Here is a 13,743-nt window from a genome sequence, read left to right on the forward strand (position 1 = left end):
AATATTCAAAAAAGGAGAAAAAAAGGGAGGAAATCTGCATTGACTTATTTGCTAGAAGCATTGCGTGAGCTAGGCGACAAGAGTTGCATACGGGAGATAAAAGCGGTTTCTGGTGGCAGCATCAATCAGGTGACGTATGTGGAGACGGATATCAACAAGTACATTTTGAAAGCGCATACAAATATGCCGGAAAACTTCTTTATCCAAGAAGCAATGGGATTGTCCGCATTATCTTGCTGTGTGCGAGTTCCTAAAGTATATAGCTATCAGTATGATGAGGAGACGGGTGGAAGTCTTTGGTTAGAGTGGGTTCCTGCTGGAGTGAGGTCTGAAAAAGGGGAAGAAGAACTAGGACGAAAACTCGGATTACTCCATCAAACCACTCATACTACTTTTGGATTTGTGGAAGATAATTACTTGGGAATCTACCCTCAGCGAAATGCATGGTCAGATGATTGGGTCTCTTTCTTTCGGGATAAGCGATTACAAGTGCAAAAAGAAATCGGTCTGGAAAAAGGTTTTCTTTATGCAGATCGGTTGCAAAAGCTCGAAAAGCTAATGGAAAGATTAGAAGATTTCCTCCCAGCAAAACCAGTCTCCTCTTTGTTACATGGTGATTTGTGGAGTGGAAATACATTTATCAGTTCAACAGGAGAGCCTGTTTTCATTGATCCATCTGTGAGTTATGGAGATAGAGAAGTAGATATCGCGATGACAGAGTTATTTGGTGGATTTTCCCCAAGGTTTTATCAAGCCTACGAGGAAATAAATCCCTTAGAAGTAGAATATAGTGATCGGAAAGGAATATATCAGTTATACTATCTACTACTGCATTTAAATTATTATGGAGAATCATCATACGGAAAACAAGTCGATGATATGCTTGACCGTTATGTTTCGTTATAAGAGGGAGTGCCTACAGGTACCGACCTGTAGGCTTTTCTATTTTGAACAGTGAAGGAGAATGGAAGTTGGATGCAACACATACAGCAAAAACGCAAAAAGATGTGGGCAGATTGCTTATTTCCTGTGCCGACCAAACAGGAATAGTTGCCGCAGTTTCTCAATTTTTGTTTCAACAAGGAGCAAATATTATCCACTCCGATCAGCATGCGACAGAGCAGGAAAATGGTATCTTTTTTATGCGCATTGCTTTTCAGTTGGATGAATTAGAAGAGAAGCAAGTTTATTTACGTGAACAATTTCAACCAATTGCGGATAAATTTGCAATGGAATGGAAAATTTCTCTGGCTTCTCATAAGAAGAAAATCGCATTATTCGTCTCCAAATATGACCATTGCCTGCAAGAAATATTGTGGAGATGGCGAATGGGAGAATTAGACGCAGATATAAAAGTAGTGATCAGCAATCATCCTGATTGTAGACCATTGGTGGAACCATATGGACTGCCTTATTATCATATCCCTGTGACAAGGGAAACTCGCGAAGAAGCAGCGATTGAACAATTGGAAATTTTACATAGAGAAGAAGTAGATACGGTCATTTTAGCTCGATATATGCAGATAATCCCCAAAAGCATGATCGATGTGTATTCGAATCAGATCATTAACATTCACCACTCTTTTTTACCAGCATTTGTCGGCGCAAATCCATATGAGCGAGCGTTTGACCGCGGTGTCAAGCTCATTGGTGCTACTGCCCACTATGTGACAGAAGAGTTAGATGAAGGCCCGATTATCGAACAAGATGTCCAGCGTGTCAGCCATCGCCAAAGACCAGAGGAATTAATTCGTATTGGAAGTGAAGTAGAGCGAATTGTACTCGCTCGTGCTGTTTCTTGGCATGTGAATGACCAAGTGTTGGTGCATGGGAATAAGACGATTGTATTTCCTGGGTAGAAATTTCATTTACTAATTGTCAATAAAACAAAAAGTGTTTCATTAGATATCATCTCATTGATTTTAATATTGAAATAAGAAGGAATAGCAAATAAAATTTAAACAAGGACAATGTCGTCCCTTCCTCACCAAGGAGTCGTTTTGCGTAAGAATGTCAGGCGCAGTGGCAACTACCGGTTGCGGGTGATGCAGCGTATCGCACAGAAGCGTAACGCAGGGAAGCGTCGAATCCATGCGATCTATGTGCGGAATCAGAGAGGAACGCAGGTTCGCTCTGTCCCCGGACGGTACACGCTCTACCTGTCGGCCGGAAGTAAATAACCTCCTGACCTCCTGATGGGGTAAGACCGTCTGGATCTGTTGAGAGACAAGATTCGGGCGGTCGATCGCTCTTTATTCATATAATCTTTGTTTTGTAAGAGACGTCCAACTTAGATTGGGCGTTTTTTTATAAAAGGTTGAAATTTCTCTCCATAATTACTTATATCCATTTTTTATGCATTTTCTACTAATAACATTTCCAGTAAAGTGATGATAGTGAGATCGGATCAACCTTGGAGCTTGCATTATGACGAAACAGGTTATGACCGTTAACATCAGGGGTCAGAAGGTCACGTTGATGGACGATCATACTGTGCGTGTCGGCGACCCGGCTAACCCTGCCAATACGGTCAGCCCGCGACAGGCGGAGTCGTACAAGAAGCAGATGGCGAAGATCATCGATAAGTGAGGACTGAGGTGGACGATCTTTCCTGATATCTGCTCTTGTTGCTAGATGTCAGGACGCCTCATCTTGCTATGACATGGAGATGAGGCCTCTCCATATTTTTAACATGAATGTAATGGAATAGAGAATATGATAAGACACTTGATCTTTATAGGGGATCAAGTGTTTTTTTAACGCTTAACATTTAATGCTAGATAATAATTTAACATCAACATTTCTTTTATTCATACCGTTTGACCATATGGTCAACAGGTGTTATAGTGGTGAAAACGACCATCTGGTCAAAGACGCCCTAAGTCAATAATCTATGAAAAATAAAATCAGTAGGGGTAGACAAAGAAAAAGGGGGGTAGTCCGAGATGACAGAAATTTGCCCGCTGGATAGTATACTTCTACCATCCAGCGAGCGTTGTTTGGGTGAGAGAAGCACCCATCATTCGCCGTACGTGCGGTACTTATTCAACCCCGACTCGTACTCCCCACCGGAAGGAAACGCAGCTTTGAAGGCATCATCGCTGATCTCAGTCAGAGTCTCGTCGCTTACTTGAAGATCAAGGGTCTTAGCTTTCTCCTGCGCCGCCGTCTTTCCCTTACGAAGGAAATCGTCAGCACTCGGGGAGAAGCTGGTGTTCTTCGCAGCGACGATAGTGGTCACAGCGGCGTTGAAGAGGGGACGAAAATCCATTGCAACTCCCATTGTCCAAACACTTTGTATTATTATTTCATTATTTTTGTTTTTCTTCAAGATATCTCAAAACATCTCCAAAAAGGCAACACGAAACCAAGGGATTAATGGAAATAAATACCTAATCCCCACTTGTAAAAGTATGTATTCTAAATGTCAAGCAGCGTTTCTAGCTTTTGAATCGAGGAAAATCGTTGGATCATAGGGAGTTTTCTGCTTCCACATGGCAAATAAAATTCGCAACCAAGTATTGGCTACAATCCGGAAACATTCACTTGTACCGCGACCTTGCTTTCGATGCTTTTGGAACATTTCTTTGCTCCACGGCTCATATTTCACCATTTGCAGAGCAAATTGCTGCATGGTGTTGCGAAAGGTTTTTCTACAAGCTCTACGAAAATGAGCAAAGCGTCTTTTTCCGCTCTTTCGGGTAACAGGAGCAGTTCCTGCTTCACACTGAATTGCATTGGCATGGGGGTAATAGGAACGATCATCGCCAAACTCCACCATAATTCTGGCAGCCAAATTGGTTCCTACACCTTTGAGAGCAAGAAATATCTCACTGTCAGGAAGAGACTTTACCAAGTGCTCTACTTCCTGGTCATACTGCTGGATATCTTGAATCAGCATCTCTAATTGGCTGAGTAAAGATAAGAGGAAACGGCTTTTTCCACGAGAAGTTGCACCATCCACCGGAAATTGTTTTTGTTTTGCAAGCTGGAAAAGTTCTTCTGCTTTCTTTTTCCAGCGGTAGTTGTAACAGCCTTGAAGAACTTTCTCCAAATGGCTCAGATTCGCTTTGGCAAATGCTTCTGGTGTTGGAAAAGCCCTTAAAAACTGAATGGTAGATGGCTGATCTAACCGACAAAAGCATCCCAAAGCCTGTGGATAGTAGCTTTTTAGGCAAGTGGTGATCTGGTTCTCCATTCGAACTCGCAAGGTCACTAGAGCTTCTCGATCACGAACAAGGATTTGTAACTCTTTTAGTTCTGGGCTATCTATTCGAATGGATCTATATTGGTGTCGATCCGTACGGATTAAGTCTGCCAAAACTCGTGCATCTCTTGTGTCGTCTTTTGCACCTGCTGAAGAAAAACGGTCACGAGCACGATCTACACTCTTCGGATTAATCGAGTAAATAGTGTAGCCTAAAGCATGTAAGTACTGGATGAATAAGTTTTTGGAAGTTTCGGCAGAAATGATCACGTTAGCAAAATCGACTGTGAAGGTACGAATTTCTTGTAGTACCCGATCAACCCCTTCTGGCGAATGAGGAACAATAAATTCTTTCTGAACGTTACCAGAAGAATCTAGGATACAAACATCATGTTTACGATCGGCAAGATCAATTCCTACAAAATAGTTCATGAACATCCTCTCCATTTTCTCTATTGGGTTCATCTATCGTTGCGATGGCCTCGTAGATTCGGTGTATAGCAACACTACGCCCTAAAGATCGTCTAGTAGGTAGATAGAGACATTTTGGGGGATTAGTCTTTCACCAGCAATGATTAGAAATCTCGCAAGGAGGTGATGAATCTCCCCAAAACGTACCCAATTCTTATGTTAGATCAGGCTCTATGCCCTGTCTATGAATGATATTAACCTACGAGGAGGTGAGACGTTGCTAAATCTGTATAAACAAGTCCCAATAGATAAACGGAATAAGATATTTGAAGCAACGATGAAAGAATTTACGAAGCATACGTATGATAAAGCTTCCACCAATCAAATTATTCAAGAGGCTGGAATTTCAAAGGGGTTGTTGTTTCACTATTTCAAGAGCAAAAAAGATCTCTATCTAGCTACTTATGATCAATGCACCGATATATTTTGGGAGATTTTCCAACCTAGATTGACTAATCTGCCAACGGATTTTTTTGATAGGTTGATAGTTTTATCCAAAACAAAGCTGCAAATCTGCGAAGAAGAACCATTGGTATATGTATTTATTCTTACTGCGTATGAAGATATTCAACATCGATTTCCAGAAGCATTTGAAACTAGGATGGCAGAAGCTGCTAAACTACGAACTCCTATGCTGATGGATGGGATTGATTGGTCTGTTTTTCGGTCAGATATCGATCGAGAAAAAGCATTGCAGTACATCTATTTCAGCTTTGAGTCTATGGCACAACAAATGGTAAAAGAAGCATTACGACAACCCGATAAGGGTCTAAAAAATTGGCATGAAATGATGAAGGATGTGGAGCTGTTGGTAGAAATTTTTCGCCATGGCATTTATCGAAGGGAAGATAAGGGATGATCCAGCTAGAAGGTTTGACCAAACGTTTTTCTAATGGAAAAGGAATCTTTGATATCGAGTTTGACGTTCACGAAGGCGAAGTTTTTGGATTTCTTGGTCCTAATGGTGCAGGTAAGACGACGACCATCCGCCATTTGATGGGTTTCTTTCATCCGACAAAAGGAACAGCGAGAGTAGATGGATTGGATTGTTGGAAAGATGCAGCTCAGATTCAAATAAAAGTCGGATATCTCCCTGGGGAAATCTCGCTGATGGAAAATATGAATGGCTCTGGGCTGATAGAGTTAATCTCTGACATGCGAGGGTTGAAGGAAAAGAAACGGAGAGAGGAATTAATCGAGCGATTTCAATTTGACCCTAGTGTACCGATTCGAAAAATGTCCAAGGGAATGAAGCAAAAAGTAGGGATTGTGCTCGCATTTATGCATGATCCAAGTGTATACATCTTAGACGAACCAACTTCTGGACTCGATCCACTTATGCAAAAGACGTTTGTAGAGCTGATTGAAGAAGAGAAAAAGCGTGGGAAAACAGTTTTGATGTCTTCTCATATGTTTCAAGAAATCGAACGAACCTGTGATCGAGTTGGTTTGATTAAAGATGGACGAATGGTGAGTGTAAGTGATGTTTCCGAAGTGAGGAAGCAGCAGCGCAAAATATTTGTGGTTACACTTGGAAGTCCAAAAGAAGTAGAACAGTTAAAAGCTACAGGGCTACAGATTAGCGGGCAAGAGGGAGAAAGAGTGGAGATAATGGTCAAAGGGAATTACCAATTATTCTTCCAGACGCTCGCGAAGTTTGATGTTCGCAATCTCGATCTGCACACCCAAAACTTAGAAGAATTGTTTATGCATTACTATGATCGGGAGGGGAAATCATGATTGGCTCTTTGTATCGCACCATGATAAAAACCAATGGAAAACTTATGTTATATATGGGTCTTGGCTCCTTTGTCATTATGGTGGCTTATGTGATGCTCTTTCCAACCATTGCGAATCAAAACATGGATCAATTGTTAAAATCAATGCCAGAAGGTGTATTAAAAGCGTTTAATCTCAGTGATGGTTTGAGTACCTTAACAGGCTTTTTAATTGCCGAGTTTTACAGCATGATCTACTTGATTTTACTGATCGTGTATAGTGTGCTCACTGCCAATCATCTGGTAGCTCGTTTAGTAGATCGAGGTTCGATGGCCTATCTGATTGCCACTCCAAATACGAGAATCCGTGTCATCCTTACACAAATTTTATTTTTACTGACTGGTTTGGTATTTATTTGTCTTTGTGTTGTGCTAGGTGCGTGGCTTAGTGATACATGGTTTATCGATAAATCGCTGCTTGATATGCATACCTTTCTAAAAATCAATCTGATAGGCTTTCTTACGTTTGCAGTTATAAGTGCTTATAGTTTCTTCTTTTCTTGCCTATTTAATGATGAACGCAGAGCAGTATCCGTTTCAGCTGGTATCACGATCTTATTTCTCATTTTGGACGTTGTGGGAAAAGTGAGTGAAAAGCTGGATTGGCTGCGTAACTTTACAATTTTCCATGCTTTTGATCCGGGGAAGATAGCGGATGGTTCGGTGGATGTTGTTCCCTTGTCCATTGGACTGCTAATAGCAACTGCTTTTTTCTTTCTTATGGCAGTTGTTGTTTTTAGGCGTAAAGATCTGCCTGTTTAAGACATGTTTTGGATACAATTTAATCAACTGCCTGTATAAAAAGCATTTTCACATCAATATGGCAAGTGCTTCATTTATATAAAAAAGTTATTATCGGCAGCACATCAGAAGAATATTCCTCTGATGTGCTCACCTACGAGATGGACGTGGTTCTGATGCCTACGCGCTGGCCTTGACGTACTTCACGGCCTCGTGGAATTCCTCGATTCGTCCACAGGGCGGCAGTGGTTGCGCCACAGGATGAGCTTCAGGTTGATCAGCCTGATCCTGAGCTCGGTGGCCTCAAAGGCAAAGGGGTCCTGCTCCTTGAGGTGTTGCTTCTGGCCGTCCCACGCAAGCAGGGAGTCCAACTCCTCATGGCTGCGGAGCCAGCTCGGGGAGAGGAGTGAGTGGAGCCTCGCTTTCCCGTTCTCCTTAATGAAGTAGTCCTCCGCGTACACCGCCAGGAGGTGGAGCTCGATCTCGAAATCGAACACACGGAGGAGCTTGTTGATTTCGTTGTAGTGCGAGGGGTGCTTGGACTCGAAGTCCTTCAGGCTGATCCTGAAGTCGTTCAGCTTCTTCAGCAGTTCGAAGAAGCTGAGCTCCGTCGGTTCCTTGCTTTCGAGCTCCCTCTTCACCTGGGCGATCACATGCTTCTCGCCGTCCGACAGTTCGTTGGTGGCCTCGATGTACGCGATCTGCTCCAGCAGATCCGACTTCGAGAGGTCCCGGCCCAGTACGATGATCAGATTGAGCCAGCCACCACTGGCTTCAGAATACAGCCCGTAGGTGTTGTTGTCAGTCATCTCTAGACCCTTTCCGGTCGAGTTGAACTGGTTGAATCTCTAATTTTATCTTATCATACAGTTTAAAAAGGAACTATTACATTACTATAAGTACATCCTTTAAACAGATATTTTTCACAAAATAGTACAGTGAACCTTATTAAGGATCACTTTTTTTTTTTGATTTTTTTGTATATACATTGACAATTTACTTTAAAAGTGTAAAATTACACTTAATAAGTCTATTTATACTAGTTAGATTTAATGGAAGAATAAAAATCATTTAAACGGAGGGAGTATGAATCAGAAACTACGTTTGCTTTGGAAAAAGGAGTTCCTTGCTATTGTTTTGCTTTTCACCTTGTGTCTATGGAATTACAAATATACGGATGCGTTAGACCAAGATCCATATCTGATAACCGATTATAGTCGACTGCATCCTGTTAAAGTAGAAAAAGTGGTAGCTGGAAAAGAAGAAGCCCAGTTGATCCAATTAATAAGAGAAGCAAAGAGAAAACATCTGAGCTTATCTATCGCTGGTCAACGTCATAGTCAGGGAGGGCATACGTATTATAAAGACGGCATTGTCATTGATATGACTTCCTACAATAAAATCCTTGCTTTTGATCCAGCTAAAAAGAAAATTACGGTACAAGCTGGGGCAACTTGGAAGGACATCCAAGAAAAGATTAATCCATATCATCTGTCGATTAAAACCATGCAGTCACAAAATATTTTTACAGTAGGTGGATCGATCAGTATCAATGCACATGGTAGGGATATTCGCAATGGGTCAATGATAAAAAGCGTGGAATCTTTTCGTTTGTTGACAGCAGAGGGCAAGATTATTCAAGTTAGCAGGAAGGAAAACGCTGATTTGTTTCCGTTAGTTCTCGGAGGATTTGGGTTGTACGGTGTGATTTTAGATGTAACGCTCACATTGACAGAGGATGAGCTCTATCGTATGATAACCGATTCCGTTTCGGTAGATCATTACACCAATTATTTCCTTCAACAAGTAAAAGGAAATCCGCAGATGCGGATGCATATCGCGAGGATCTCCATAGCACCAAGTAATTTTCTTCAAGATATGTATGTCTTGAATTATAAACAAGAAAAATCCGAACCCCTTACAAAGTATAATCAGTTGGAAGAACGCGAAAAATGGGTCATTCCTTCTAAAATAGGATTTCAGATAAATCGGAATTTTGACTGGGGAAAAGAAGTGTTTTGGAAGTTACAGCGAAAGTTTATCTTTTCTCAGAACAATAAACTGATAAGTCGCAATAATGCAATGCGTTCAGAAAGCGAATTTATGGAGTATAACGGGACAGGAGAAAATGATTTACTGCAAGAGTACTTTATCCCTATTCACCAGTTTGCCCCATTTGTTGCCGATATGAGAAAAGTGTTACAGGGTTCCAATGTAAATCTATTAAATATTACCGTTCGATATGTGAACAAAGATCAAGAATCGACATTATCTTATGCGAACTCGGATATGTTTGCCCTTGTTTGCCTGTTCCATGTTTCCCTCGATGATAAAGGGCAACGATCATTTCGGGGACATATACAGCAAATCATCGATGTTGTAGAAAAATATCATGGAACTTACTATCTTCCCTATGCACCTTATCCAACTGTCAAACAATATCAACGAGCATATCCAAACTATCAGCGGTTCTATCAAAAAAAGAATCAATATGACCGTGATCGCCTGTTCATGAATTATTTTTATCAACAATATGTAAAGGAGAGCGGGTCGTGAAAATTAAATGGCTCATTCGGTCACAGAGTATCGTCACGTTAGCATCCGGGATGATCTATCCGTATTATCTGTTATTTTTAAAAAATTTAGGGAATAGTTATTCCAAATATGGACTAGCCTTTGCAGTTTTTACGTTGAGTTCTGCCATCACTTCCCAAGTTATAGCATCACGTCTCGACAGCAGAGCACATGAAATATTGGTACTCAGCTCAATTGGAATGATGATCGCTATGTTTGCCTTTCCGTGGGTACTTCAGTTTGCATGGGTAATCGTGCTCCAACTTTTGATGGGAATATGTAATGCGATGCAGAGGATGAGTGAGCGGGTATTATTAGCAGACCATACCCTTGAGGGAGATCGAGGGAAGGATATCGGCAGTTATCACTTCTGGACATCCATAGCTTCTGGATTTGCCGTTATTGTGGGAGGTTATTTGATCGACTGGTTAACCATTGATGTTTTATTTTATATAAGTGCTGCATTGTATGGGGTGAGCGCTTGGATGATTGGGAGAAATAGCAAAATACAAGCAAAAAGTAAGCTTTTTTCGATAGAAAAGGTTTGATGAATCCATATTGGTGATGGAAAAAGAGATGATAATGCGTATTTTAAACGATTATGCTATTCTTAAAATAAGCAAGCTCTGATGCAAAATGGAGAGTCCATGGTTGAAGCAAGTATCAGCGATCAAATCCTCCAAGCTGGAATCGATCTGATCAAGGCCAATGCCAGTTCGGTCGCGGAAATCGTGATCTACTACTGTGAATTCAGTGAGGGTATGGTCTATCTGGCGATGAACGCCAAATGTGAGGAGCTGCTAGGTGTTAGCCTGAATGCTTCCCATCCCCTCCCATATGATGCGTACTTGGCATGCATCGTGGAGGCTTTCCAACAGGGCCGGTGAGAACTGGGAGTTGCCTCCTAGCATATCTGAGCAGCCTAAGCTGTTCAGATGCCCGATAATAAGAATATTTATATAAAGAAGAGTCATTCTTTTGGAATGACTCTTTACAGTTGCAAAGTAAATCAATACACCGAAAGAATACTGAAATGTATTTCTTATAATTAGTAAAATCTTAGATAAGTACGTTGGACAACTAGATTTACAGATTATGAAATATAGAGATGAAAACATCGGATATGTAAATCTATATTATTTAATTCCGTTATACAGGGGAAAAGGTTACGGAAAATACCTTCATGAATATACTATGAATTTATCAAAACAAAAGGAGTAAGCGAATATCATTGAGAGTTTCTCCGTTGAATCAGCAGGCAATAGCATTTTATAAAAAATGGAATGAAAGAAGTGGGTTTAGAAGTTGATGGGAAAGTTATTAGAATGAAAGGCAAAGTGATGGATAAATTTGAATTTTCCCCATAGGATGTGGAATGTTCGATCTGAATTTATATATACTTTCATTCCATGAATCTGGTTAATCCACTGCGTTCTAGTTCTCTATCATAATTGATTTACTAGGTGTGTATATATGTTGATTTTCCAATTCAATAGTCATTTTTAGAATTTGTTGAAAAAATCGTAAGGACTGCACATCTTCATAATCTAACTTACATAGTTGTTCTATGTTTCTGCGATGGTAACGTATTTGTAGGGTGTCTATTTCTGGGTAGGGGTACTTGTCCCACAGCCAAAGGACATCTTCTATTAGCGTATCAATGGAGCTTGCACAATGTATTCCACAGTAGTATAATCCTACATTTTGTAAAGATAAAGCAGGTTTATCTGATGTTGCAAAGTGGAGTTTTACAAAATAATCGACTGCTTTTGGAGGAAACCCTAGTGTTAAGCCTAACACTCGAATGTGTTCAGGATTCAGTGGATCCGGATTTCTGTCCATTCTATCTAAAAAACGTTCTTTTCCTAACTCATCCTGAAAAAATATGTATTCGTTAAAATTTGGTCGTTCTTGAAGAGTAAAGAATGGGTACTTTTCTTTCAGATAATGAATCATATTGTACTTATCATTCGTCATTACTGCTGGTTTCATTCCCATGATAAATGCCTGTTCAGATTGGAAGCAATCCAAAAGAAATCATCTCCTTATAAATAAGGATAGAAGACGAAAAGCCTTCTACCCTGCTAGATTCCTATCTTACTTCTTCTCCGCAGCCCCAATTCGTACACTGGTAATGATTCCCGTTCCACTCGAAGTTGGAAAGTTTTCCACACGCTGCACAATGACCAGTGTAAGATTTTTTCTCTTCTTTTTCGTCTTTGTCCTTGTTGTCACTGCCCCAGAACATCGATACACCTAGATAAAGCATACCTTTCACCTCTTAGAATGAAGTAGGTGGGTGACAAGTGTTGAAAGGATGTTACGAGTACAGTTTCAAAGTTACTTCCTATATTATGATAGATTGGTTTCTAAAACCACCTCTATTTTAAAGAGTATCACAGTGACAGATGGAAAACTATGTAAATATCCTCCCGCCCCCACCATTTACCGAAAGCCGAAAAACCGAAACGTTTCGGTTTTTCGGTACATTCGAGAGAGGGGTAACTTGTTTTCTGATTCTGTTTTAAACCTTGTGAGAAAATGAGGTGAATCATCCTTTAAATACAGAAAATTGTTATAATATAGTTTGCCTATAATGTATTTAGGTAAGACGGAGGGTGTTTATTTTTGAGTAAGAAAATAATATGGTGGATACTTGGTTCAATATCATTTAGGATTGGCAATCTATTTTTGCTCAAGTAGAGTATTAGATTTAAAAGTGGAACTTTTGATACAATATACAATAGTAAAAGCAATCGATAACGAATTTAATTTTTGGTTATGAACTTATAAGATTTTCTCTCGTATACATTCTCGAAAAACATAGGAAAGTGGCGATGATATGAATAAAAGTCTGATTCTGATATTATGTATTTCCTTCCTTTTGATCGCAGGGGGATGTTCATTTACAAAAGATTATCCCTGTAGTTGTGTACCACCAAAACCTCCAAAGCAAGAACAACAGAGTAATGCATGGGGATTAAAGCAAGTGGTATGGGGGAATAAGGAGAAAGTGCAAATGTAAAAGGGGATGTATTCGTGATGGATACATCCCTTTTTACACGTGATTAGTAGTCTCAATAAATTAAAAGTAACTCAGTGGGTCTTGATTAATTATTTGTTTCCTCATCGTCTCCTCTTCTTTTAAATAAAATACATCCTATATTTTCTTTAAAAGTTGTCATAAATCTCATCCTCACTTGTTAATTTTAGCTCACTTTGAATTTCAAACATTTGTTTCATGGAATTTAAAAAATCCTCATGCATGTTTAGAATATCATAACAACGAGTCAATCTATTTAAAGCAGTGTACATTCTGCTTGGAAATTCATGTGTTTTGGTTAGTCTGGTAGCTTCTTGATAATAAGGTATAGCATTTTGCCATTGCTTTTGTTTGAAAAGGATATCCCCTAGTACAATTAATGCTCTTGATAATCGAAAAATATCTGAAATATCCCGACTAATTTCTATCGCTTGTGTAGCATGATCAAAGGATGATTTCCAGTTTTTTTGACTAGAGTAAAAAATTCCTAGATAAGTATGGGTATCTACATGTCTTCGTGGAAAATCTAATTCTTGATCCATACTAAGAACCATTTGAAAACGAGTAAAAGCTTGATCGAACTTTTTTTGTTTAAAAAGAATACTTCCCATTACATTGATTAAATCAAGATGTCGGTTTTGTATTTGGGTTTTACGAGCAAGTTGAATTCCTTCATTACAAATGGAAGTAGCTTCCTTGAACATATCTCGTTCACGTAAAATAATGGAACGAAATTTGTATAAATCTAAAACGACTTTCTTTTGATCAATTGCTTCTATGGATTCCCACACTTCATTGAGGATTTGTGCCGCATGATCTGATTTTGATGATTTCATTAGATATAGTATTTTATTACTCAATAATGAGTTTCTGATATCTGCTCTATCCAATGTCTCATGGTATTCGTTTAAGCCGATATTGACATATTC

At 39.7% G+C, this 13,743-nt stretch carries 16 protein-coding genes; 10 read left to right on the top strand and 6 right to left on the bottom strand.

The genetic code is table 11. From position 1 onward, the window contains the following. The first annotated feature begins 39 nt into the window (after positions 1–39). Positions 40–906, top strand: coding sequence for a fructosamine kinase family protein (locus AC5WOF_RS15795; protein WP_496050909.1), 867 nt, complete (start codon positions 40–42; stop codon positions 904–906). 65 nt (positions 907–971) lie between these two features. Next, complete coding sequence (purU, locus tag AC5WOF_RS15800) at positions 972–1,859, top strand: formyltetrahydrofolate deformylase (protein ID WP_496050910.1); 888 nt, start codon at positions 972–974, stop codon at positions 1,857–1,859. A gap of 1,160 nt (positions 1,860–3,019) precedes the next feature. On the opposite strand, the gene AC5WOF_RS15805 is transcribed toward purU, so the two are convergent. After that, positions 3,020–3,271 (bottom strand): hypothetical protein, encoded by a 252-nt coding sequence (locus AC5WOF_RS15805; protein ID WP_496050911.1) that lies wholly within the window; start codon positions 3,269–3,271, stop codon positions 3,020–3,022. A 156-nt stretch (positions 3,272–3,427) separates the two neighbouring features. Continuing rightward, entirely contained in the window at positions 3,428–4,639 is a 1,212-nt protein-coding gene (locus tag AC5WOF_RS15810) for an IS110 family RNA-guided transposase (RefSeq protein WP_496050912.1), read from the bottom strand. A gap of 256 nt (positions 4,640–4,895) precedes the next feature. Here AC5WOF_RS15810 and AC5WOF_RS15815 point away from each other — a divergent pair, with 256 nt between their 5' ends. The 3 genes from AC5WOF_RS15815 to AC5WOF_RS15825 are packed head-to-tail and all read left to right on the top strand — an operon-like array spanning position 4,896 to position 7,218. Beyond that, entirely contained in the window at positions 4,896–5,537 is a 642-nt protein-coding gene (locus AC5WOF_RS15815; RefSeq protein WP_496050913.1) for a TetR/AcrR family transcriptional regulator, read from the top strand. Then, positions 5,534–6,418: an ABC transporter ATP-binding protein gene (locus tag AC5WOF_RS15820; protein WP_496050914.1), complete on the top strand. Its 885-nt coding sequence runs from the start codon at positions 5,534–5,536 to the stop codon at positions 6,416–6,418. The genes AC5WOF_RS15815 and AC5WOF_RS15820 overlap by 4 nt, the downstream gene beginning before the upstream one ends. Continuing rightward, on the top strand, positions 6,415–7,218 hold the full coding sequence (locus tag AC5WOF_RS15825; protein WP_496050915.1) for an efflux permease Rv1217c-related protein: 804 nt from the start codon (positions 6,415–6,417) through the stop codon (positions 7,216–7,218). Before AC5WOF_RS15820 ends, AC5WOF_RS15825 begins: the two co-directional genes overlap by 4 nt. Before the next feature lie 182 nt (positions 7,219–7,400). On the opposite strand, the gene AC5WOF_RS15830 is transcribed toward AC5WOF_RS15825, so the two are convergent. Beyond that, positions 7,401–8,006, bottom strand: coding sequence for a hypothetical protein (locus AC5WOF_RS15830; RefSeq protein WP_496050916.1), 606 nt, complete (start codon positions 8,004–8,006; stop codon positions 7,401–7,403). Between the two features lie 277 nt (positions 8,007–8,283). Here AC5WOF_RS15830 and AC5WOF_RS15835 point away from each other — a divergent pair, with 277 nt between their 5' ends. The 4 genes from AC5WOF_RS15835 to AC5WOF_RS15850 all read left to right on the top strand — a co-directional run bounded on the left by AC5WOF_RS15835 (position 8,284) and on the right by AC5WOF_RS15850 (position 10,992). Next, positions 8,284–9,753 carry an FAD-binding protein gene (locus AC5WOF_RS15835; RefSeq protein WP_496050917.1) on the top strand — a complete coding sequence of 490 codons (1,470 nt, stop codon included), beginning with the start codon at positions 8,284–8,286 and terminating at the stop codon, positions 9,751–9,753. Next, complete coding sequence (locus AC5WOF_RS15840; RefSeq protein ID WP_496050918.1) at positions 9,750–10,319, top strand: MFS transporter; 570 nt, start codon at positions 9,750–9,752, stop codon at positions 10,317–10,319. The genes AC5WOF_RS15835 and AC5WOF_RS15840 overlap by 4 nt, the downstream gene beginning before the upstream one ends. A gap of 99 nt (positions 10,320–10,418) precedes the next feature. Continuing rightward, positions 10,419–10,658: a hypothetical protein gene (locus AC5WOF_RS15845; protein WP_496050919.1), complete on the top strand. Its 240-nt coding sequence runs from the start codon at positions 10,419–10,421 to the stop codon at positions 10,656–10,658. Positions 10,659–10,866: 208 nt separating this feature from the next. Further along, positions 10,867–10,992, top strand: a complete 126-nt coding sequence (locus AC5WOF_RS15850; RefSeq protein ID WP_496050920.1) for a hypothetical protein — start codon at positions 10,867–10,869, stop codon at positions 10,990–10,992. 213 nt (positions 10,993–11,205) lie between these two features. On the opposite strand, the gene AC5WOF_RS15855 is transcribed toward AC5WOF_RS15850, so the two are convergent. Further along, positions 11,206–11,802, bottom strand: coding sequence for a hypothetical protein (locus AC5WOF_RS15855; RefSeq protein ID WP_496050921.1), 597 nt, complete (start codon positions 11,800–11,802; stop codon positions 11,206–11,208). Between the two features lie 61 nt (positions 11,803–11,863). After that, a complete protein-coding gene (locus AC5WOF_RS15860) occupies positions 11,864–12,040 on the bottom strand; it encodes a hypothetical protein (RefSeq protein ID WP_496050922.1) in 177 nt (58 codons plus the stop codon). Positions 12,041–12,613: 573 nt separating this feature from the next. Between AC5WOF_RS15860 and AC5WOF_RS15865 the strand changes: the two genes are divergently transcribed. Then, entirely contained in the window at positions 12,614–12,796 is a 183-nt protein-coding gene (locus tag AC5WOF_RS15865; protein WP_496050923.1) for a hypothetical protein, read from the top strand. A 146-nt stretch (positions 12,797–12,942) separates the two neighbouring features. Here AC5WOF_RS15865 and AC5WOF_RS15870 read toward each other — a convergent pair. Further along, positions 12,943–13,743 (bottom strand): tetratricopeptide repeat protein (locus AC5WOF_RS15870; RefSeq protein WP_496050924.1); only part of this gene is annotated, 801 nt, incomplete at its 5' end.

It is taken from the genome of Shimazuella sp. NTD250 (genome assembly GCF_059510375.1).